Annotated in this window: 19 protein-coding genes; 9 read left to right on the top strand and 10 right to left on the bottom strand. The window is 69.7% G+C overall.

Annotation, left to right across the window (positions count from 1 at the left end):
* Positions 1 to 2 precede the first annotated feature (2 nt).
* Together ilvD and ABD810_RS25705 are read right to left on the bottom strand one after the other, a co-directional pair.
* A complete protein-coding gene (ilvD, locus tag ABD810_RS25710) occupies positions 3 to 1,844 on the bottom strand; it encodes a dihydroxy-acid dehydratase (protein ID WP_344945551.1) in 1,842 nt (613 codons plus the stop codon).
* A gap of 233 nt (positions 1,845 to 2,077) precedes the next feature.
* Positions 2,078 to 2,845: a nuclease-related domain-containing protein gene (locus ABD810_RS25705; RefSeq protein WP_344945548.1), complete on the bottom strand. Its 768-nt coding sequence runs from the start codon at positions 2,843 to 2,845 to the stop codon at positions 2,078 to 2,080.
* Positions 2,846 to 3,050: 205 nt separating this feature from the next.
* Between ABD810_RS25705 and ABD810_RS25700 the strand changes: the two genes are divergently transcribed.
* Positions 3,051 to 4,469 (top strand): amidase, encoded by a 1,419-nt coding sequence (locus ABD810_RS25700; protein WP_344945545.1) that lies wholly within the window; start codon positions 3,051 to 3,053, stop codon positions 4,467 to 4,469.
* 73 nt (positions 4,470 to 4,542) lie between these two features.
* Here the strand turns inward: ABD810_RS25700 and ABD810_RS25695 are convergent, their stop codons facing one another.
* From ABD810_RS25695 to pepN, 4 genes are all read right to left on the bottom strand, one after another.
* Positions 4,543 to 5,535 carry a hypothetical protein gene (locus ABD810_RS25695; RefSeq protein WP_344945543.1) on the bottom strand — a complete coding sequence of 331 codons (993 nt, stop codon included), beginning with the start codon at positions 5,533 to 5,535 and terminating at the stop codon, positions 4,543 to 4,545.
* A gap of 12 nt (positions 5,536 to 5,547) precedes the next feature.
* Positions 5,548 to 7,590 carry a DUF2207 family protein gene (locus tag ABD810_RS25690; protein ID WP_344945540.1) on the bottom strand — a complete coding sequence of 681 codons (2,043 nt, stop codon included), beginning with the start codon at positions 7,588 to 7,590 and terminating at the stop codon, positions 5,548 to 5,550.
* Positions 7,591 to 7,602: 12 nt separating this feature from the next.
* Entirely contained in the window at positions 7,603 to 8,154 is a 552-nt protein-coding gene (locus ABD810_RS25685; protein WP_344945537.1) for a LemA family protein, read from the bottom strand.
* A 252-nt stretch (positions 8,155 to 8,406) separates the two neighbouring features.
* Positions 8,407 to 10,974, bottom strand: coding sequence for an aminopeptidase N (gene pepN, locus ABD810_RS25680; RefSeq protein WP_344945534.1), 2,568 nt, complete (start codon positions 10,972 to 10,974; stop codon positions 8,407 to 8,409).
* 268 nt (positions 10,975 to 11,242) lie between these two features.
* On the opposite strand from pepN, the gene ABD810_RS25675 reads away from it, so the two are divergent.
* The 3 genes from ABD810_RS25675 to ABD810_RS25665 all read left to right on the top strand — a co-directional run bounded on the left by ABD810_RS25675 (position 11,243) and on the right by ABD810_RS25665 (position 14,026).
* On the top strand, positions 11,243 to 11,890 hold the full coding sequence (locus ABD810_RS25675; RefSeq protein WP_344945530.1) for a mycothiol-dependent nitroreductase Rv2466c family protein: 648 nt from the start codon (positions 11,243 to 11,245) through the stop codon (positions 11,888 to 11,890).
* A 241-nt stretch (positions 11,891 to 12,131) separates the two neighbouring features.
* Positions 12,132 to 13,538 (top strand): aldehyde dehydrogenase family protein, encoded by a 1,407-nt coding sequence (locus tag ABD810_RS25670; protein WP_344945527.1) that lies wholly within the window; start codon positions 12,132 to 12,134, stop codon positions 13,536 to 13,538.
* Positions 13,539 to 13,555: 17 nt separating this feature from the next.
* Positions 13,556 to 14,026 (top strand): hypothetical protein, encoded by a 471-nt coding sequence (locus ABD810_RS25665; protein ID WP_344945525.1) that lies wholly within the window; start codon positions 13,556 to 13,558, stop codon positions 14,024 to 14,026.
* A 78-nt stretch (positions 14,027 to 14,104) separates the two neighbouring features.
* Here ABD810_RS25665 and def read toward each other — a convergent pair whose 3' ends face one another.
* Entirely contained in the window at positions 14,105 to 14,593 is a 489-nt protein-coding gene (def, locus tag ABD810_RS25660) for a peptide deformylase (RefSeq protein WP_344945522.1), read from the bottom strand.
* Positions 14,594 to 14,729: 136 nt separating this feature from the next.
* On the opposite strand from def, the gene ABD810_RS25655 reads away from it, so the two are divergent.
* Entirely contained in the window at positions 14,730 to 15,206 is a 477-nt protein-coding gene (locus ABD810_RS25655; RefSeq protein ID WP_425566956.1) for a ribose-5-phosphate isomerase, read from the top strand.
* A 10-nt stretch (positions 15,207 to 15,216) separates the two neighbouring features.
* On the opposite strand, the gene ABD810_RS25650 is transcribed toward ABD810_RS25655, so the two are convergent.
* On the bottom strand, positions 15,217 to 15,426 hold the full coding sequence (locus tag ABD810_RS25650) for a hypothetical protein (protein ID WP_344945519.1): 210 nt from the start codon (positions 15,424 to 15,426) through the stop codon (positions 15,217 to 15,219).
* A 53-nt stretch (positions 15,427 to 15,479) separates the two neighbouring features.
* Positions 15,480 to 16,733 carry a GNAT family N-acetyltransferase gene (locus ABD810_RS25645; protein WP_344945516.1) on the bottom strand — a complete coding sequence of 418 codons (1,254 nt, stop codon included), beginning with the start codon at positions 16,731 to 16,733 and terminating at the stop codon, positions 15,480 to 15,482.
* Between the two features lie 119 nt (positions 16,734 to 16,852).
* Between ABD810_RS25645 and ABD810_RS25640 the strand changes: the two genes are divergently transcribed.
* Positions 16,853 to 17,971: a SpoIIE family protein phosphatase gene (locus tag ABD810_RS25640; protein WP_344945513.1), complete on the top strand. Its 1,119-nt coding sequence runs from the start codon at positions 16,853 to 16,855 to the stop codon at positions 17,969 to 17,971.
* Between the two features lie 25 nt (positions 17,972 to 17,996).
* Here ABD810_RS25640 and ABD810_RS25635 read toward each other — a convergent pair whose 3' ends face one another.
* Positions 17,997 to 18,602 (bottom strand): LuxR C-terminal-related transcriptional regulator, encoded by a 606-nt coding sequence (locus tag ABD810_RS25635; protein WP_344945510.1) that lies wholly within the window; start codon positions 18,600 to 18,602, stop codon positions 17,997 to 17,999.
* A gap of 249 nt (positions 18,603 to 18,851) precedes the next feature.
* Between ABD810_RS25635 and ABD810_RS25630 the strand changes: the two genes are divergently transcribed.
* The 3 genes from ABD810_RS25630 (at position 18,852) to ABD810_RS25620 (ending at position 21,410) form a co-directional block, all read left to right on the top strand.
* Positions 18,852 to 20,159, top strand: coding sequence for a M50 family metallopeptidase (locus ABD810_RS25630; RefSeq protein ID WP_344945507.1), 1,308 nt, complete (start codon positions 18,852 to 18,854; stop codon positions 20,157 to 20,159).
* Positions 20,160 to 20,189: 30 nt separating this feature from the next.
* Positions 20,190 to 20,558 (top strand): MmcQ/YjbR family DNA-binding protein, encoded by a 369-nt coding sequence (locus ABD810_RS25625; RefSeq protein WP_344945504.1) that lies wholly within the window; start codon positions 20,190 to 20,192, stop codon positions 20,556 to 20,558.
* A gap of 288 nt (positions 20,559 to 20,846) precedes the next feature.
* On the top strand, positions 20,847 to 21,410 hold the full coding sequence (locus ABD810_RS25620; RefSeq protein WP_425566955.1) for an alpha/beta hydrolase: 564 nt from the start codon (positions 20,847 to 20,849) through the stop codon (positions 21,408 to 21,410).
* The last annotated feature ends 21 nt before the right edge of the window (positions 21,411 to 21,431 follow it).

Raw genomic sequence — 21,431 nt, 5'->3', positions numbered from 1 at the left:
GATCAGTGGGAGAGCTGGGACAGGTCGCGTGAGGCGCCCGTGGAGGCGGAGGTCGTCAGGGCGGCGTAGGCCTGCAGGGCCGCGCTTACCGGACGGTCGCGGTCGCGCGGGCGGTAGCGGCCGAGTTCGGCCAGCAGGCGCTCGCGGCGCTCGGCCAGGTCGGCCTCGGAGACCTTGAGCTCGATGCTCCGGCCAGGGATGTCGATCTCGACGAGGTCGCCGTTCTCGACCAGGGCGATGATGCCGCCCTCGGCCGCCTCGGGGGAGGCGTGCCCGATGGACAGACCGGAGGTGCCGCCGGAGAACCGGCCATCGGTGACCAGCGCGCAGGCCTTGCCCAGCCCTCTGCCCTTGAGGAAGCTCGTGGGGTAGAGCATCTCCTGCATGCCCGGCCCGCCCTTGGGGCCTTCGTAGCGGATGACCACGACGTCGCCGGCCGAGATCTTGCCGCCGAGGATGCCCTCGACCGCGTCGTCCTGCGATTCGAACACGACGGCCGGCCCGCTGAACTTCCACACCGACTCGTCGACGCCCGCCGTCTTGACGATGCAGCCCTCGGGCGCGATGTTGCCGTAGAGCACGGCCAGGCCGCCGTCACGGGTGTAGGCGTGCTCCAGGTCGCGGATGCAGCCATCGGCGCGGTCGAGGTCGAGGGACTCCCACCGGGCGTCCTGCGAGTAGGCCTTCACCGTGCGGACGTTGCCCGGTGCGGCGTGCCAGAGCTCCATCGCCTCCTCGGTCACATCGGGAGACTTCGGGTCCCACGCGCTGATGAACTCGGTGAGGGACGCCGCGTGCACGCTGTGGGTGTCGCGGTTGAGCAGCCCGGCCCGGTCGAGCTCACCGAGGATGGCCGGGATGCCGCCCGCGCGGTGGACGTCCTCCACGTGGTACTTCGCCGTGGCCGGCGCCACCTTGCACAGGCACGGCACGCGCAGGGAGACCTCGTTGATCTCCTTCAGGCCGAAGTCGACACCGGCCTCGCGGGCGGCCGCCAGCAGGTGGAGGATCGTGTTCGTCGAGCCGCCCATGGACACGTCGAGGGCCATGGCGTTCTCGAAGGCGTCGCGGGTGGCGATGTTGCGCGGCAGCACGGACTCGTCGTCCTGCTCGTAGTAGCGCTTGGTGATCTCGACGATCTGCCGTCCGGCCTTCTCGAACAGGCCCTTGCGCGCCTTGTGGGTGGCCAGCGTGGTGCCGTTGCCAGGCAGCCCGAGACCGATCGCCTCGACGAGGCAGTTCATCGAGTTGGCGGTGAACATGCCGCTGCACGACCCGCAGGTGGGACAGGCGTTCTCCTCCATCTCGAGCAGCTCGGCGTCGGAGACGCTCTCGTCCGCGGCGGCGATCATGGGGTCGATCAGGTCGAGCTTGCGTCCCTGGGGCGACTTGCCCGCCTCCATGGGCCCGCCCGAGACGAACAGGGTCGGGATGTTGAGCCGGAAGGCGGCCAGCAACATGCCCGGTGTGATCTTGTCGCAGTTGGAGATGCAGATCAGCGCGTCGGCGCAGTGGGCATTGACCATGTATTCGACCGCGTCGGCGATCAGCTCGCGCGAGGGCAGCGAGTAGAGCATGCCGCCGTGGCCCATGGCGATGCCGTCGTCGACGGCGATGGTGTTGAACTCGCGAGGAATGGCCCCCGCCTCGCGGACGCCGCTCGCCACCACCTCGGCCACCTCGCGCAGGTGGACATGGCCCGGGACGAACTGGGTGAAGCTGTTTGCCACCGCGATGATCGGCTTGCCGAAGTCGCCGCCGGCTACGCCCGTGGCGCGGAGGAGGGCGCGGGCCCCGACCATGTTCCTGCCATGAGTGACCGTACGAGACCTGAGGGCCGGCATGACCGTTCTCCCATCCGACGACGCTGAGTCTTCAAATGGTACGGCCACCGCTCGCCTGGCGAGACATGCGGTCCACAGCCTGGACACGCCGATGGGCCGCCGCGAAGGCGAGGAGACCCGGCGGATGCCGCGGCGTCAGGGCGATCCGGCGGTGCCGGGAAAAGGAAAGATCCTTCGGGATTCCCGGGGGCAGTGGTGACAATGACGGGAACCCCGAAGGACCTCCTCGACGGTCAGTTCTCGGGGTAGCGCGGGGGGAGGACCTGCTCCGCGGCGGTGTAGATCTCGTCGACTTCCTCGCTGGTCAGGGAGCGTTCCCGGTTGGTGATCCACTTGCGCACGCGGCCTCCGTCGAAGACGTCGACCTCGCGGATGTTGAGGATCTTCCAGGGGATCGCCGGGCCGTAGATCGCGAGGGACGGCACGACGGTGACCTCGCGGTCGAGCGCCCTGGTGATCAGCTCGCTCGCCTGGGACGCCTCCCAGCGCGCCTCGTCGAGGCGTGGCTTCTGGTTGAACGGCCCGTGGAAGAGCTTGCGGTGGGACTGGACGCGGACCGGAAGCCGTTTGTCCCACTTCTCCGAGTCGACGGCGTACACCCCGGTCGGCCCGACGACCAGGTGGTCGATCTGGGCGTCACTGTCAGGGATGGCCCGCGCGTGCAGCGTAAGGTAGCCGTTTCGCTCCAGCTTCCTCAATTGTGCTTCGGTGCGACGCTCGGCGGCCGACGCGCGGCGCCAGGGAGCGACGGAGGAGGCGGTGCGGGCACGGTACACGGTGTCGGCGATGGCGGCGATGATCGCCGCGACCAGGCCGAGCCGCCAGCTCCACAGGGGGATGCCCACGATCAGCCCGGACCCCACGGCGATCAGCGCGCGGAGCCGCAGATGCCGGTATTTGGGCTGCTGAAGCAGGCCGAGCAGGGAGGCACGCCCTACGGGCGCGTAGGTCGCCTCGGGAGCTGCGGGCCGAGATTTCGGCGCCGAGGGGCGGTCACTCACCCATATGGGTGACGTATTGTGACCGTCATCAGGTTCTAGACCGGAATCCACGTAACTCACGGTAGTTGACGCCCAAGGGTGTGCCTAGTGTTGGCTAGTTCACATTTTTGTGGCCGTCTGTTCCCGCATCGTAGGACGAAAAGCCGGGTATCTAACCCTTTTCTCTCTAGATAACTAGCGGTCGTAAGCCCTACTGTGCGGAAGCGTGGCGCACATACATGATCTTACAGCCCTGGAGCAGGCCGCCGCCGTGCGATCCAGGCAACTGTCGCCGGTAGAGATCACCAAGCACTATCTCGAACGCATCGAAAGGCTCGACCCCGAAGTCGGGGCCTTCGTGACGCTGACGGCCGACCGTGCCCTCGACGAGGCGCGGAAGGCGGAGGCCCTCGCCCTGGAGGGCACGGAGCTTCCCCCGCTCCTCGGGGTGCCGATCCCGATCAAGGATCTCAACCTCGTCAAGGACGTTCCGATCCTGTTCGGTTCCGCGAGCTACGAGGGCTTCGTCGCTCCCGTCGACGACAGCATGGTCGAGCGGCTGCGGGACGCCGGCACGATCATGCTCGGCAAGACCGCGACTCCCGAGTTCGGCCTGCCCTGCTACACCGAGACCTACGTGTCGCCCCCCTCGCGTACGCCCTGGGACCTGACACGGTCGGCGGGCGGATCGAGCGGAGGAGCGGCGGCCGCGGTGGCGGCCGGCCTCGCCCCGGCCGCCCAGGGAAGCGACGGAGCCGGCTCCATCCGGATCCCCGCCTCGCTCTGCGGCCTGTACGGCATCAAGCCCACCCGGGGACGCATCTCGTTCGCCCCGATCATCCCCGACCTGGCCGGCCTGTCGACCAACGGCCCCATCACCCGCACCGTGGCCGACGCGGCGGCGCTGCTGGAGGCGATGGCGCACAACCAGCCCGGCGACCTGTACCACGCGCCGCCGTCCCCGGTGAGCTTCACCGAGGCCGTGACACGCGAGCCGGGCCGCCTGAGGATCGGCAGGAACGCCACGCCCGTCGTGCCGGGCGCCGAGGTGCATCCCGACGTCCTGGCGGCGTACGAGGAGGCGTCGGCGCTGCTGGAGTCGCTCGGTCACGAGGTCGTCGACATGTCGCCGCCGTTCGACCCCGCCATCGTGCGCGAGTTCGAGAAGCTGTGGTTCTGCTTCGCGTGCATGCATCCGGTCGATCCGTCGCTGGAGCCGAAGCTGCGCCCCCTCACCAGGTGGCTGCGCGAGCGGGGCTTCGCGACCACGGCGCCGGCCTTCCTGCAGGCCCAGGCCACGCTGCAGACGGCGACCCGCTTCGGGTACCTGGTGATGAACGAGTACGACGCGATCCTGAGCCCCACCGTCACCCAGCCGCCCGTCCCCGTGGGCTGGTTCGAGGACGTGGAGGATCCGGAGGAGACCTTCCGGCGGATGGAGCGGTTCGCGCCGTTCGCCGCGATCTACAACGTCAGCGGCCAGCCCGCCGTCAACCTTCCCCTGCACTGGACCGATGAGGGCCTGCCCATCGGAGTGATGCTCGCCGGACGGTTCGGCGACGAGGCCACGCTCATCTCGGTCTCCGCGCAGATCGAGGCGGCAGTCGGCGGATTCTGGGGTGACCGCCGCCCCGCCCTGTGGTGAGCCGTGCCGCCCTCCAGTGAGCCGCCGACGCTCCGGTGAGCCGCCCGCCCACTGGTGAGTCACCCGCCACCGGTCAGACGCCGGCGCCGCGCATCGCCGCCTTGCCGATCAACGCGACCAGGTGGGCGGCGACGTCGGCAAGGAGCGTCGCGGGGCTGATCGGCGAGCCCGCGATCGCCGAGAACAGGCTCGGCAGGCCCGGCAGGGGGAACCCGTCGTCGCGGCAGGATTGGCGCCCCACGTCGTTCTTGTCGAGATGCGACCGGCTTCGCGTCCACGCGTCGAGCACCTCCTCGGGCGAGGGCACGCCGAAACCGTGACCTACGGGCGCGGCGTGCCGGAGCCGTACCAGCGGGGTGTCGGCGAACGTCAGCGCGACCTTGCAGCGCAGGGCCAGGTCGTCACGGGCGTCGGCGGCGATCCAGTCCATGGCCGTGCAGGGCCTGCGGCACTTGGCGACGCAGGTGGCCATCGCCCCGGAGAGCTGGCTGTGCTGGCGGTCGAAGTAGGCCCGCCAGCCCTCCGGCGGCTCCAGGGCGACCCGCAGGGTGCGCTCCGCGGCCGACTTCTCGGGCTTGGTGTGGTCGCATTCCCGGTCGCCGATGACGCCGAAGCGGCTGCCCTCGGCGCGCAACCCCTCCGGCCAGCGCGCCGGGTCGCCCGCGTGCCCGAGCACCGGCTCGAAGGCGAGCAGCGGCAGGTATTCGGCGGCGATGTGCACGGCCGCCATCATCGAGCTGAGCTCGCGCCGCTCCCAGCGGATCTGGATCACTTCGAGCAGCAGCCCGTACGCGGGCCTGAGCGAGGTGAGGGCGCCGCGTGGCTGCTCGCGGGCCGTCTGCGGCATGTGGCAGTCACGCGCGCGGCGTCTGAGGGCGCTCGGGACGGTCTTCGCGTCCACCTCGGTGGCGAAGTCCTCCGCGTCCAGCGTGAGCAACCGCTGGCCGAACTCGCACAGCGCCGGGATCAGAACCGCCTCCGGAACGACCATGGGAGCAAGGGCCCCCAAATCGGCGAAGGCGTACCGCCGGGCGAGCTCGGTGAGAAGATCGAGGGGCGATTCCACCTGGACACCCTCTCACGCCACCGGCGACCTTCCTTCCATACGTTCGGCGGCCGTATGGGCCAGGGCGATGAGCGCGTCCGGAGGCGGCGGTCCGGCGGGTGAGTGCACATGGATCGCGAAGGTGCCCTCGCTGGTCCGTGCGGAGATCACGCCGGGGTACAGCATGGCGCCGCCGCCCACCCCGGAGACCTCGCGTCCCTCCACTCGGGTCAGCAGATGCCCGAGGACCATCAGATAGCCGCCCCGCGCTCCGGACGCGGCGTGCACGTCGACGGTCACCGGGGTGCCGGCGGTCGTCTCGTAGCGGCAGGAGCTCACGGCCAGCCACGCGGGCGTGGGCAGCGCGCCGGGGCACGGCCCGGCGTGGCCGACCTCGATGCCGAGCGTGCGCCGCAGGTCTGCGGGCGTCACCAGAGCGGCCGGACGGCCGTCGGCGCCCTGACCGCCCGTGCCGCCGCCATCCATGCCGCCGCCATCCATGCCGCCGCCATCCATGCCGCGGCCATCCGTGCCGCGGCCATCCGTGCCGCGGCCATCCGTGCCGCGGCCATCCGTGCCGCGGCCATCCGTGCCGCGGCCATCCGTGCCGCGGCCATCCGTTCCGCCGCCGGGGACACCGCCGTCGCCGGCCGGACCCCGGCGGGGGCCGAGGACCGGTACCTCGCCGAGGTTCTCCGGTAGGTCCAGGAGATGCTCGCCGGTGTCGTCGTACAACGACGCCCCCCGGTGCCGGGAGTGGCTCAGCACCTCGATCTCCTGGATCCAGCCGACCCTGCGCCCGATGCGGGCCCTGACCCGATCTCCCTCGACCAGGGGCCGCCACTTGTCCTCGTCGATGCCGAGGGCCTTGACCTCTCGCAGGCGACCGTCGTCGAGCGCGACCCAGTAGGCGTACTTGGGCCGGTTGTTGCCGTTCGAGCCGACCTGGAAGGCGCGCAGCCGTACGATCTGGCCCTCGACCTCGGTCTTCGTGGTGAGGTCGGCGATGGCGAACGCGATGGGCACGGCCGCCGCGACGGCGGCGCCGAGGTAGGCCACCGGCATGACAAGTGAGTCGGGCCAGTCGATCAAGGCGCTTGCGACGATGCCGAACATCCAGAGCCAGAATCCGGTCGCGAGCCCGGCGACCAGGCCGCGCAGGATCATCTGCAAGGGCGGGCGGCCCCACAGGATGCGCCGGGGATAGCGGACGTCGACGACGTGCCACATGCCGCCGTAGTCCGACCAGGCCCGCTTGTCGTCGGCGGGGGTGCTGATCGGCAGGCTGGTCACCGCACGCCTGGCCAGGCCGAGAGCGGCGGCGTAGGCGAGGTGCCGTCCCCAGATCGTCACGGCCGCGGCGGGCTGCTCGGCGAACCCCTGGTTGGCGGCCAGGTGCGCTCGCACGCCCATCCAGTAGCCGGCGACCTTGGCGCCCTCGGCCGTGCCGCGCTCGCCGTTCAGCTTGCCCAGCAGCCCGATCAGCAGCGCGAACCCGACGAAGGCCGCGCCGATGCCTCCATCCTTGTCGTCGCCGTCCGCCGTCGCGGCCACCGCGATGCCGGCCGCGATGGCGGGCACGGCGGCGGCGGCCGTGAGCAGAGCCGCCTGGGCCCGGCTCCAGCGGGCGCGCGACAGGCCCTTCTCGCGGGCCTCCACGATGACCTTCCTGCGAAAGCTCTTCCACCAGCGGCCGAGGTTCCTGGCACCTTCGGCGAGGGCACCGGTTGCGACGACCCCGTCGGTGGCGAGGGACCGCACGTGGTCGTGGACCAGCTTCTCGTACGCCGAGAGCGGGGTCCGGGGCTCGCGGAGCCGTACGAGGGACAGCTCGGGACCGATCTCCTCGATCTGGACGGCGCCCTTGGCGGCCAGGTCGAGGAGCGTGGCCGAGGCGGCCTCGTCGCAGAGGCGCCAGTTGCCGGTGATCAGGTCGACGAGCGCGGGGGACTCGTCGCGCAGCTCGCTGGTGGGCGGTCCCGGATCGATGTCGGGGTTGCGCGTGGCGAAGGCCAGCGCGGCCAGGAGGAGCAGCCACAGGCCAAGGGCGGCCACCGCGATGAGTACGAAGATCATCGCAGCGGCGGGTCAGAACCGGACCTGGACGGGACCACGCTCCTCGCCGGGCGCCTGGAAGTACTCGCGCTGCTGGAAGCCGGTCATCCCCGCCACGATGTTCGACGGGACGGTCTGGATGCCGTTGTTGTAGGCGAGCACGGCGTCGTTGTAGTACTGCCGGGAGTAGGCGATGCGGTTCTCGCTGCTCGCGAGCTCGTCCTGGAGCGCGGCGAAGTTCTGGTTGGCCTTCAGGTCGGGGTAGGCCTCAGAGAGGGCGAACAGGTTCTTCAGCGCGCCCGAGAGGATGTTCTCCGCGGCGGCCTGGTCCTGCGGGCCCTGCGCCGAGACGGCCTGCTGCCGGGCGGCGATCACGGCCTCCAGGGTCTGGCGCTCATGCGAGGCGTATCCCTTGACGGTCTCGACCAGGTTGGGGATCAGGTCGTGGCGGCGCTTGAGCTGCACATCGATCTGGGCCCAGGCGTTGTCCACCGCCCCGCGCTTGCGGACGAGCCCGTTGTAAGTCGTGACGGCGACGAAGATGAGGACGAGGGCGAGGATGCCGACGACGACGAGGGTGATCAAGGAGGGCCTCCCGGACGTACGGTGACAGCGCGCACAGTAGACCAGCTGTGGCACGCTGTAAACGGATGCGCTGCCCAATATCAGCGTGAGGCGCTTGCAACCCGCTTTCAGCGCGCTGGGAGACCGGCCCGTGAAAGCCGACCGGCCCGCCTGACGTTCAACCGGACTTGAACGTCAGGCGGGCCGGGCCTGAAGGAGGGCGTATCTCGGGGCCGGTGGACCGGGAGGAAGGGCCCGGCCGTGCCGTGGGCCTCAGGCGGCCGAGGCGTCCTTGGCCCTTGCACGCAGCGCCCGGCTGATGCCGTCCGCGCCCTCCAGCAGCATGCGGCGCAGCGCGGGCGACGGCGCGGAGGAGGAGATGTAGTCCTGCGTCCTCGCCACCGTGGCCGAGTCGATCAGCAGCGCAGGGAAGCACCCCATCGCGAAGCGCTGGGCGCTGTCGGAGGTCCAGCTCTTGTAGATGCGGCCGACCTCCTCGAAGAACCGCTCGCCGTAGGGCTGGAGCAGGTCGACGTGGTGGGGGTCCATGAACCCGACCACGGTCGAGCGCAGGACGGCGCCGCTCAGCTCGCCGCCGACGATCGCCGACCACGCATGGGCCTTGCCCTCGGCGGTGGGGATCGACGCCTTGCACAGGGCCGCGGACCGCTCGCCGGTGGCGGTCGGGTCGCGCTGGAGCTCCGCCGCGATGTCGTCGGCCGAGAAGACGCCGCCCGACACCAGCGCGTGGATCAGCGTCCAGCGCAGGTCCGCGTCCACCGTCAGGCCCTCGGGAACCGTCGTGCCGTCGAGGATGGCCTTGACGAAGGCCAGGTCGTCGGCCGAGGTGGCGCCCGCGGTGAAGGCGTTGACGTAGGCGAGCTGGTGGTCGGAGCCGGGCTCCGCGGAGGCGATCAGTCCGCGCAGGGCGGCCGACAGCTCGGCGAGACCGGTGTCGCGCCAGGCCGGGTCGGCGTACTGCTGGGCGGAGACGCGCGCCTGACGAAGCACGGTCTGCAGGACCGTCATGTCCTTGACGGAGTGGACCCCGGAGATGACCAGCCGGACGTAGTCGCGTGTCGCCATCTCGGCGTCGCGCGTCATGTCCCAGGCGGCCGCCCAGCACAGGGCCCGCGGCAGCGACTCGGTGAAGCGGGCGATGCCACCGTCCACCAGCGTGCGCAGCGAGCGCTCGTCGAGCCTGATCTTGGAGTACGTCAGGTCGTCGTCGTTGATCAGGATCAGGTCGGGCTGGGTCTCGCCGATCAGCTCCTGCACCGCCGTGCGGGCGCCGACGATGTCGAGCTCGGCCCGCTTCACACGGACCAGGGCGCCGTCCACGTAGGAGTAGAGGCCGATGGCGACGCGGTGGGACCGCAGCGTCGGGTAGTCGGCGGGAGCCTCCTGCAGGACCTCGAAGTTCAGGAAGCGGCCTTCGGGGTCCACCGTGAACGAGGGGCGCAGCGTGTTGACCCAGGCGGTCTCCAGCCACTCCTTCGACCAGGACGACAGGTCGCGGCCTGAGGTGCGCTCCAGGGCCGTCAGCAGGTCCTTCAGCTCGGTGTTGCCCCAGGCGTGCTCGCCGAAGTAGTCACGGACGCCCGCGAGGAAGTTGTCGAGGCCGACGTAGGCCACGAGCTGCTTGAGTACCGCGGCGCCCTTGGCGTAGGTGATGCCGTCGAAGTTGACCTCGACGGCCTGCATGTCGGCGATGTCCGCGGCGATCGGGTGGGTGGAGGGAAGCTGGTCCTGCCGGTAGGCCCAGGACTTCTCCACGTTGGCGAACGTGGTCCACGACGCCTGGCCCCAGCGGGTGGCCTCGGCCTGGCACAGGATCGACATGTAGGTGGCGAACGACTCGTTCAGCCACAGGTCGTCCCACCAGCGCATGGTGACCAGGTCACCGAACCACATGTGGGCCATCTCGTGCAGGATCGTCTCGGCACGGCGCTCCACCATGGCGTCGGTGACGCGGGAGCGGAAGATGTAGTCCTCCAGGAACGTCACCGCGCCGGCGTTCTCCATCGCGCCCGCGTTGAACTCCGGGACGAACAGCTGGTCGTACTTCCCGAACGGGTAGCGGATGCCGAAGACCTGGTGGAAGAAGTCGAAGCCCTGCCTGGTGACCTCGAAGACGTTGTCGGCGTCCAGGTGCTCCGCGAGGGAGGCGCGGCAGTAGACCCCCAGAGGGATGCCGTCGTGCTCGTCGCGCACCACGGCGTACGGCCCGGCGATGAGGGCCGTGATGTAGGTGGACATCACCGGCGTGGGCGGGAAGTGCCAGCGCTTGGCGGTCTGCAGCGTGCCGTGGCGCCCGTGGTGCTCCTCGAGCTCCTCGACGGCGTCCGGGGCCGCGTTGGAGACGACCTCCCAGTCGGAGGGCACGAGCACGGTGAGCTCGAAGGACGCCTTGAGGTCGGGCTGGTCGAAGCAGGCGTACATGCGGTGCGCGTCGGCCGTCTCGAACTGCGAGTGCAGGTAGACCTTCTGGTCCACGGGGTCGACGAACCGGTGGAGCCCCTCGCCGGAGCGCATGTAGCTGCAGTCGGCGTCGATCTGCAGCTTGTTGCTCGCCGCCAGGCCCGTAAGCGGAAGACGGCCCGCTTCGAGGTCATAGTCGTTCAGGTCGATCTCCGCGCCGTTCAGGACGGCCTTGCGAACCTTGGCCTCCGCCAGTTCGATGAACGTGGTCGCGCCGGGCTCGGTGCAGGAGAACCGGACCGTAGTGATGCTTTCGAACCGCTCGTCACCCTCGGTGAGATCAAGCTCAACTGCGTAGGAATCCACATTCAGCAGTCGAGCCCGTTCCCGGGCTTCATCACGGGTCAGGTTGCCTGCCACATCCGCTCCTCGTCACAACGCTTCCCCCGCCCCGTCGCAGAGGGATGCATGAATCCTGCCACGTCGGGCGCCCTGATGCCGCACTGGTAGGGAGGCACGCCCGGCCACGAAGGGGTTGCGATCCGGGGAGGGGATGACAGAGGTGGTACCCAGACGAGCCCCCGGCTCTCATTGTTCCTATCGGGACAGAGAGGAATAAATCATCACGGACCCGGTTGTGGCTGCGTGGAGGAAAGCAATCGGAACCGCTACCTAGAAAGCTGGCGCCATGACTGAGCGAACCCCCGTGGACTTCTGGTTCGATCCGTTCTGCCCGTGGGCGTGGATGACGTCCCGCTGGCTGCTGGAAGTGCAGGCCATACGCCCCGTCGAACCGCGCTGGCACATCATGAGCCTCGCCGTCCTCAACGAGGACAAGGACATCGCCGCCGAATACCGCGAGATGCTCAAGAACGCGATCGGGCCGGTCCGCGTGCTCCAGGCCGCCGCCGAGAAGTACGGCGAGGACATCCTGGGCGGTCTTTACACCGAGATGGGGGTCAGGATCCACAACCAGGGCCGCCTCAAGCCGGGGGACTCCGAGCAGGAGTTCGACCAGGCGGCGGCGATCCGCGAAGTGATCGCGGACGCTCTGGAGGCGGCCGGGCTCGACCGCGCGCTGGTCGCCGCCGCCGACTCCACCGAGTTCGACGAGGCCGTACGCCGATCGCACAACAAGGGCATCGAGCTCGTCGGCCAGGAGGTCGGCACGCCGGTCATCGCTGTCGAGGGCGTGGCGTTCTTCGGCCCGGTCGTCTCCCCGACCCCCAAGGGCGAGGACGCCGGAAAGCTCTGGGACGGTGTGCTCCTGGTCGCCGGTACCGACGGGTTCTTCGAACTGAAGCGCTCGCGCACCCGCGACCCGATCTTCGACTGATCGGCTGAGCTGCGCCTCGTCACCGGAGGAGCGCCCGCCGAAGGTTGCGACTTGTTGTCAAACCGTGGTCAACTCAAGCCGTTCCCCTAGCTTGACCGTACTGTCAATCGGGAAGGCGACAGGATGTTGGCGACCGCGCGGGACCACATCCGCTGGACGCGCTCCCGCCGGGCGGTGGACGGACACCGCCCGGCGGCGCGACTCCTCGCAGAACGGCACTCCGCGCGCAAGGATTGAGGGCATGCGTCACCTTTACGTGCAAGGAGCCTGGGTCCCGTCCTCCTCAGGTGAGGGCATCGACGTCGTCAACCCCGCGACCGAGGAGGTCGTCGACCGGGTGCCGGCCGGCCCGGCCGAGGACGTCGACAGGGCCGTCTCCGCTGCGCGTGCGGCCTTCCCCGCATGGGCGGCCACCGCGCCCGCCGAGCGGAGCAAGATCCTCAAATTGGCCGCCGACCTGCTCAAGGACCGTGCCGAGCAGGTCGCGCGCACCATCGCCGTCGACATGGGCGCCCCGTACGCGCTGGCGCTGAAGGTGCAGACCCTGATGCCCGCCGGGGTGCTCGCCGACTACGCGCGGCTGGCCGAGGAGCAGGGCGAGCCCGAGAGACGCATCGGCAACTCCCTGATCGTGCGCGAGCCGGTCGGCGTCGTCGGGGCGATCACCCCATGGAACTACCCGCTGCACCAGGTCGTGTGCAAGGTGGCCCCGGCGCTGGCCGCCGGCTGCACCATCGTTCTCAAGCCGAGCGAGGTCGCGCCTCTCGCGGCCTACGCGCTCGCCGAGATCTTCCACGAGGTGGGCCTTCCCGCCGGCGTCTTCAACATGGTGAGCGGTCACGGTCCGGTGGTGGGGGAGGCGATCGCGGCGCATCCCGACGTCGACATGGTCTCCTTCACCGGGTCCACCAGGGCGGGCCGGCGCGTGTCGGCGCTGGCGTCCCACACGGTGAAGCGCGTCGCGCTGGAGCTGGGGGGCAAGTCGGCGAACCTCATCCTGCCCGACGCCGACCTCGGCACGGCGGTGAAGGTGGGGGTGGCCAACGCCTTCATCAACTCCGGCCAGACCTGCTCCGCCTGGACCCGCATGCTCGTCCACCGAGACCAGTACGACGACGCCGTCAAGCGCTCGGTGGCCGCCGCGTCCACGTACACACTCGGCGACCCCTTCGACGAGGCCACGCGTCTCGGCCCGCTGGTGTCGGCCGCCCAGCGCGACCGGGTCGTCCACTACATCAACCGGGGCCAGGAGGAAGGCGCGCGCCTGGTGGCGGGCGGCGGTGACCGGCCGCTCGACCGTGGTTACTACGTCGAGCCGACCGTCTTCGCCGGGGTGGCGCCCGGCATGGTGATCGAGCAGGAGGAGATCTTCGGTCCCGTGCTCGCGCTCATTCCCTACACCTCGGTCGACGAGGCGGTGGAGATCGCCAACGGCACCCCGTACGGCCTGGCCGGCGCGGTGTGGGCGGCCACCGAGGAGGCCGCCGTGGCGGTGGCCCGCAGGCTGCGCACCGGCCAGGTGGCGGTCAACGGCGGGCGGTTCAACCCCTCGGCCCCGTTCGGCGGCTACAAGCAGTCCGGCAACGGCCGCGAGCTCGGGGAGTTCGGGCTGGAGGAGTACCTCGAGGTCAAGTCCTTGCAGCTATAGCCCGGAGGGCGGTCCTGATGAAGCCGTCGGGCGGTCAGGCCCGCCGCCGGATCGGCGCGTTCGACATCGCGCTGGCACTGGCCGGCGTTCTGCTCATCGTGCTCGCCGCGCAGAACGCCCGTCCCGTCGTCGCGGTCCTTCGCGGAGACGGGGTCCGGGGCACCTTCACCGCCCAGCGGGCCGAATGCGTCCAGCATCCCGGCCACGAACAGTGCTCGTGGATCGGGACGTTCCGGTCAGGTGACGGCAAGGTCGTCCGGGAGGGCATCGCCTTCTACGGCAGTGAGCGCGGGACGTTCACCCCCGGAGCCACGTCCCCCGCCTTCGACGTCGGCCGGCGCGGCTATGTCTACGGCCCCGGCGGCTCCAACGAGTGGGTGGTCGTCGCGGGGCTGATGCTCGCGGGCCTCGGCCTGGCGGCGCGGCCGCTGCTGCGGCTACGCCGGCGGCCCGGGGAGGCCGTGCCGGCGGCTCCTTCGACGGATTGAGGCGGGTCTCTCCGGGGCTGGAGCAGGCCTTGGGCGGCCTGGGAAGGGTCCTGAAGCTCGGCCGGTCGTGAGCGGGGCTCAGGGGGCCTGCAGCAGGATCTTCCGTGCCGCGTCCTTGGCCAGGCGGTCGACGTAGAGCAGGCCCTGAAGGTGGTCGTACTCGTGCTGGAAGCAGCGGGCCAGCAGCCCTCGCGCCTTCATCTTGACCGGCCGCCCGAGCCGGTCGAAGCCGGTGACGGTCACACCCGCGGCGCGGGGGGTCTTCGCGTACAGCGGCTTGCCGGTGTCGCGGCCCGGCACCGACAGGCACCCTTCCTCGTCCACGACCTCCTCGGCGTCGTCGACGACGAGCCGAGGGTTGACGACGTGGCCCTTGCGCCCGCTCGCGTCGTACACGAACAGCGTCTTCGGCACGCCGATCTGGGGCCCTGCCAGGCCGACGCCGTCGGCGGCGTACATCACGTCCATCATCTCGTCGATCAGCCGCCGCAGTTCCCTGTCGAAGTCCGTGACCGGCTCGCTGGGGGTGCGCAGGACGGGGTCACCGATCACGCGGATCTCACGCATGGAACTCTCCTGTAAGGGGCCGTCTGGCTAACCGCCTATTACTGTAACGGAATCCCCGCCGGTGGGGCCCCTGACTCAGGAGATGATCCTTCTCGCGGCGCGGCCCGATGGACCGGTGACGGACGAGGCTGCGACAATGGGTCGCGTGCGCGTCCACATCGCCGCCGACCACGCCGGCTACGAACTCAAGAACCATCTGGTCTCCTGGCTGAAAGATCACGGCCACGAGGTCGTCGACGACGGCCCCTTCGTCTATGACGCCGAGGACGACTATCCGGCCTTCATCCTCCGCGCCGCCGAGGGGGTCTCCCGCGAAGCGGGCAGCTTCGGCGTCGTCATCGGCGGCTCGGGCAACGGCGAGCAGATCGCGGCCAACAAGGTGCGCGGCATCCGCGCGGCGCTTGCCTGGAGCGAGGAGACCGCCTCGCTCGCCCGTAAGCACAACGACGCCAACGTCATCAGCCTCGGCGCGCGCATGCACTCGCTGGAGGACGCCACACGCTTCGTCGAGGTGTTCCTCGGCACGGCGTTCTCCGGGGACGAAAGGCACCGGCGGCGGATCGAGCAGATCCTCGCGTACGAGACCACCGGCGGGATACCGCCCCTGCCGTAGCGGCCGGGCGCTAGCCGTCCTTACGGCGGCGGGGCTCAGGCTTCCGCTGGGCCTCGATCTTCCGCTGCGGCTCGGCCTTTCGTGACGGCTCGGCCCTGCGAGGGGTCTCGTCGCGCAGGGGCCGCCTGTCGGCGGCGTCCTGCTGCTCGGCGGTCGGGCGGGAGACATCGCGCGCCCTCATCGCCGTGATCGAGGTGATCTGCAAGCTCTGCAGTGCCATGCCCAGATCCTAGAACGCGGCCCGCCGATCGCACGAGACCCGTCGCACCCTTCTCAGAAGATGAGACCGCCCCACGGCTTGGTGTCCCACGACATCGCGGCCGACAGGGCTCGCACCGCACCCGGCCGTGCCTCCCGGATGACGCCGGCGGCCTCGTAGGCCCCGAGTGTCCGCCCACCGAGGTAGGCCGCCCCGAGCACGCTGACGGGAAGCTCCAGGTCGGCGGCCTCGGTCGTACGCTCGAAGGTGGCCCCCGAGGTGTCCGCGGACAGCCGCCAGCGTCCCGCGTTCCAGGGGCAGACCGTGTCCTCGAGGTCGATGACCACGTCGACGGGAGCGGCGTAGGCACGGTCCGGCAGCGCCCTGCCGGCGTCCACGACGCGCACCCACATCTCGTCGAGCCAGCCCGCGTTCAGCAGGCGGGGCTCGGCGAGCAGGTGCATGATCGGGTCGTCGGAAGGCCGGTTCCAGGCGTACACCCGCGAGCACAGGTCCCGGTCGAGCACGTGCCGCCACAGGAGGGCGTAGGCCGCGGGGTCCAGGCCGAACAGTTCGCTGAGCAGTAGTTCACCGTCGGGCACGTCGTGGTCGGTGAACGACGGCCTGATCCGGAAGAGGGCGTATCCCCGCGGTCCCGTCTCGTCCTCGGCGATCACGCAGCGCTGGGACGTGGCCCCGCGCCTGGCGATCTCGTCGTCGGCCAGCACCAGGTTCCACCGGGCCTCGCTCCGGGCGTACAGGCCTGGGCGGGTCGTGAGCACGGCGTCGAAGACCTTCTCGATGTCGCCCCTGGCGGCGGAGGGCCGGACGACGCGCAACCTGAGCGAGGGGTCCTCCGGGGCGTGCCGTGCGAACTCCGAGCCCCGCTTGGGAATGCGGAAGAACAGGTTGTCGACGGCCCTGCCGTACCCGAACCGGCCGTAGATGCCCGCCTCGGAGGCGTACAGCACCGCGATGGCCTCGCCGTTCTCGTGCAGGTCGGCGAGTTGCCTGCGCATGAGCCCGGACATGATGCCCTGACGCCGGTGGGAGGGCGCCACCGCGACGACCGTGACGCCGCACACCCGGCGGGGACCACCTGGGACGGTCATGGTGAAGCTCAGCCCGCCGGTGCTGCCGACAAGCCGGTCACCCTCGAAGGCGCCGAGAAATCGGTCGAACTCGACCGTCGCCTTGAATCGATCGGCACGGGGGCCCGAGGAGTCCTCCACGAACGCCTCTTCGTCCATCTCAACCCATTGGGGCCACTCGGATTCCTTGATGGGGCGGATCACCGGGCTCAGCGGCCTGCCTGGTTCCTTGTTCATCCGATTAACGTTATGGCCGGGCAAACCGGATCGGCCACCTAATATCCCCGTTTAATGATCAAGGTCTTGGTCAAGTCGGCTGCCCAAAGTGCAGACGGGCAGATAGAGTCAGGTGCATCATGACTTCCCGTCCGGCGCCGCTGATCCCCCCACGGCTCCGCGCGATCTTGATTCGCATCCCGTTCCTGGTGCCGATCGTGCGCTTCCTGCGTAGGGGACCGCTGGCGCGCGACCGGAATCTCCTCATCACCCTGAGCGTCCTCACCCTGCTTCTCGGCGGGCTGGCCGCGAGGGTCTCCACCGAGTGGTTCTCGCCGAGCCTGTTCATCCTGGTCACCCTGGTGGGGGGCCTCCAGCTCCGCCTGCGCAGCCTGGTCGTCCTGGTGGGCGTGGTCGGCGTCGCCCTCGCGTACGTCGCCGCCGTCCTCGGGGCCCGCTCCGTGGGCGCGGGCCTGCTCGTGACCATCGGTTTCACCACGGTCCTGGCGTTCCTGATGGCCCGCACGCGCGGCAAGCTCGGCGTGCAGGGGCTGCGCGGCGACGCCATGCTGCTGGAACTGCGCGACCGGCTCAAGAGGCAGGGAGAGCTGCCCCAGCTCCCCGCCAAAGACTGGGGCTCCCGCGTCGTGCTCAAGCAGGCCGGCGGCTCGTCGTTCGGCGGCGACTTCCTCGTCTCCATGCGCCACGGCTCCATCCTGGAGATCGCGCTGGTCGACGTGTCCGGCAAGGGCGTCGACGCCGGCACCCGCGCGCTCATGCTCTCGGGCACCTTCGGAGGGCTGCTCGGCTCGGTCGACTCCTTCCTGCCCGCGTGCAACGCCTACCTCCACCGCCAGCCGGAAGGGGAGGGGTTCGTCACCGCCGTCCACCTGCGGCTCGACCTGTCCACCGGGGCGTACGAGATCACCTCGGCGGGTCACCCGCCCGTGGTCAAGTTCGACGCGGGCACCGGCACCTGGCAGGTGTCGGCCGCCAAGGGCGTGGTGCTGGGCGTGGTGCCCGACCTGCATTGCGAGCCCGACAGCGGCGTGCTGCACAAGGGCGACGCGCTCATGCTGTACACCGACGGTCTCATCGAGCAGCCGGGGCGCGACATCGACTCGGGGCTCGACCGCCTCCTCGGCGAGGCCGAGCGGCTCGTGCCCTCCGGTTTCCGCGACGGCGCGCGGCCACTGGTGAACTCCATGTCCGCCGGGCACAACGACGACTGCGCGCTCATCCTCATCTGGCGTCCGTGAACCGTACCGCCGCCAGACCCTTCTGCTAGAGCCACCCGGCCTCGGCCGCGATGCGCACGGCCTCGGTCCGATTGGTCGCTCCGGTCTTGCAGATGATCCGCGACATGTGGTTTCGGACCGTTCCCACGGATAGATAAAGCTTGGCTGCGATCTCCTTGGAGGGCGCACCGTGCGCCGCGATGCGGAGCACGTCGAGCTCCCGAGGGGTCAGCGGATTGTCCGCAGAGGTGAGCGCCGCGATGGCGAGGTCGGAGTCGACGGCCTTGCGCCCGGCGGCCACCCGCCGGATGCCGTCCGCCAGGTGCTCCGGCGCCACGTCGATGCTGAGGAAGCCGAGGGCGTGGGCGGCGAAGGCCCGGCGCACCTGACCCGGATTGGGCTGCCCGGACAGCAGGAGCACCTTGCAGCGAGGCGCCTTCTCGTGCAGGCGGGCGGCGGCGGTGAGCCCGTCGACATCGGGAAGGTCCACGTCGATCACCGCGGCGTCCGGGTCGAGCTCCAGGGCTGCCGGAACGATGTATGCACCAGAGGCGACGTCGGCGACCACCATGAGATCCTTCTCCCCGTTCAGCGATGCCACCAGCCCACGTCGTACCAGCGGGAGATGCTCGGCGACCAGGATGCGTATCAAGGTGCTCCCTTGCATAGCCTAGGAACAGACCCGGCAAATATCTCTTCGCCAGCTCATATCCCACGGTGTCTACATGATTGCTTACCGTCAATGCAGTCTCCCGATTCGGTCCACGCCGCGCAAGTCACTCCTACGGTTGGTCGTTGGTGAGGATTTCGCGGTCGGGCCGGAGTTGTCGCCGAGTTCGGTTACGCTCAGACGGGGCAATGTAAACAGAAGGCATCTTCACCGCAGGTAGGGGTCGCACCTATGAGCTGGCTCATCGTGGCCGGGTTTCTCATCTTCTTCTTCGGGATGATGCTGTCCATCGGCTTGCATGAGATCGGGCATCTCGTACCGGCGAAGATCTTCGGTGTCAAGGTCACGCAGTACATGGTCGGTTTCGGGCCCACCATGTGGTCGCGACGGCGTGGCGAAACCGAATACGGCGTGAAGTGGATTCCGCTGGGCGGCTACATTCGCATGGTCGGCCCGCTGCCGCCCAGGCCGACCGACGATCCGAACAAGCTCCGCACGCTGTCCACCGGCCCATGGCAGGGGCTCATCGAGAGCGCCAGGCAGGCGTCGCTGGAGGAGGTCCGGCCGGGCGAGGAAGACCGCGTCCTGTACCGCAAGAAGTGGTGGCAGAAGGTCATCATCATGTCCGGCGGTCCGGCGATGAACTTCCTGCTCGCCTTCATCCTGTTCGCGATCGTGCTGATGGGGTTCGGCATCCAGGTCGCCCAGCCCGTCGTGGCCGAGGTCTCCAAGTGCGTCATCACCCAGGCCGAGAGGGACAAGGGGCAGGGCTGCACCCCCTCCCACCCCCAGACCCCCGCGGCGCTGGCCGGGCTCCAGGCGAACGACAAGATCGTCTCTCTCGCCGGCACCCCGATCTCCACCTGGGAAGACGCGACGAAGGTCATCCGGACACACGGTGCCGGGCCGGTCGCCATCGTCATCCAGCGTGACGGCAAGCCCATGACGCTGCACACGAACCTGATCGCGCAGGACCGCCCCTCGCTCGACGACCCGACCAAGATCGATAAGGGGGTCGGCTTCCTCGGTGTCACCCCCACCTTCGTGCTTGAGAAGCAGGGCCCCGGTCACGTCGTCGCCGTCATGTGGGACCTGACCAAGCGCACCGCCCAAGCACTCGGAAGGTTCCCCGAGAAGCTCGTCGGGGTCTGGCAGGCGGCGTTCGGCGGGGCCGATCGTGAGCTCGACAGCCCGATGAGCATCGTGGGCGCGGGCAGGATCGGCGGAGAGATCGCCGCGTCCAGCGCCCCGGTGGAGAACAAGATCGTCGGACTGATCCAGCTGCTCGCCGGGGTCAACCTCGCGATGGGCATGTTCAACCTGATCCCCCTGCTGCCCCTCGACGGAGGCCAGATCGCGGGCGCGCTGTGGGAGGGCCTCAAGCGCGGCTACGCCCGGGTCCGCCGCCGCCCGATGCCCGGCCACGTCGACGTCGCCAAGGCGCTTCCCCTGGCGTACGCGATGGCCGCGATACTCCTGGTGATGGGCACCCTGCTCATCTACGCCGACATCGTCAACCCGATCCGCCTCTCGGGCTGATCACCTGAGCGATGCCCTAGGGTGACCCCTGTGGAGAAGCGGGAACCGTCGCAGGCCCTCGAGGAAGTGCGGCGCCTGTGTCTGGCACTGCCCGAGACGAGCGAGCGGCTCAGCCATGGCGAGCCCACCTGGTTCGTCCGCGGCAAGAAGACCTTCGTGATGTTCGCCGACCACCATCATGACGACCGCCTGGCCTTCTGGTGCGCGGCGCCGCCCGGCGTCCAGGAGGCCCTGGTCGCCGAGTCTCCCGACCGGTTCTTCCGCCCTCCGTATGTGGGCCATCGTGGCTGGCTGGGGGTCTACCTCGACGTACCGGCCGACTGGGACGAGATCAGCGAGATCGTCACCGAGGCCTACCGGCTGATCGCCCCCAAGGCCCTCGCCGCCCGGCTCGACTGACCGGTCTCCGGCGTGGCCGGGCCGGTTAGGAAGCTGATCGCCCCCAAGGCCCTCGCCGCCTGGCTCGACTGACTGGTCTCCCGCGTGGCCGGGGGCCGGTCAGGAAGCCCGGCCGCCGAAGGCTCCGCTTGGACGCCCGGCGGCCACGCCGATCCGGCGACTCCGGTCGCGGTAGATTTCCCCCGCAGTGGAGAAATCCCGCCCGTGGTCGAGAAAACCTGCGCCGGCTTGGCGCTGTGAACACGGCCAAATAGTCTGGGTCTTCGATGAGCGACCGGAAACGGATCGGTGTGCATTCACCGCCCTTTCCCGCCGTGGCGAAGCAGGCTTGAGGCCTTCCACGACTCCGCCCGCCGATCGAGGACCGGATCCGCCGTTCGGCGGGCGGGGTCCCGGAATTCAAGCGAGTATTCGGCGGGCCCGAAAACGACGCATCCCTCGCCAGACGCGCGCCCGTCCATCCCGGCCCCACGGGGAGATCTCTTGTCGGATCGAGGGGGCGAGAATGAAACGTTCACATGGCGTCAAGGTGATCATGTTCATGGCGGCGTTCGCGGTGGTCGCCACGCCGGTGGAGGCGTCGTCGACGGCCGGCGCCCACGCGGCCACGACGGCACGAGCGAGGCCGCGGCGTGGAAGACGATCCCGTCCTGGTACTGCATCAGCACCACCGACCGGATCATCGCCCCGTCGTCGGAGCTGTCGATGGCCCGCCGGGCACGCTCGAAGATCACCCGGTTCGAGGGCGGGTCCCACCTGACCTTGATATCGCACCCGGACGCGGTGACGTCGGTGATCGCCTCGGCGATCTGCTCCGTGCGCCAGCTCGCCCGGTGCCTGGATGTGTCCTGAGCCGCTCGTACGGTTCTTGAT

The organism is Sphaerisporangium flaviroseum, assembly GCF_039537005.1.
In the GTDB taxonomy this organism is placed as follows: domain Bacteria; phylum Actinomycetota; class Actinomycetes; order Streptosporangiales; family Streptosporangiaceae; genus Sphaerisporangium; species Sphaerisporangium flaviroseum.
The sequence above is the reverse complement of the archived record's forward strand: the minus strand, read 5'-3'. Positions and strand labels throughout refer to the sequence as shown.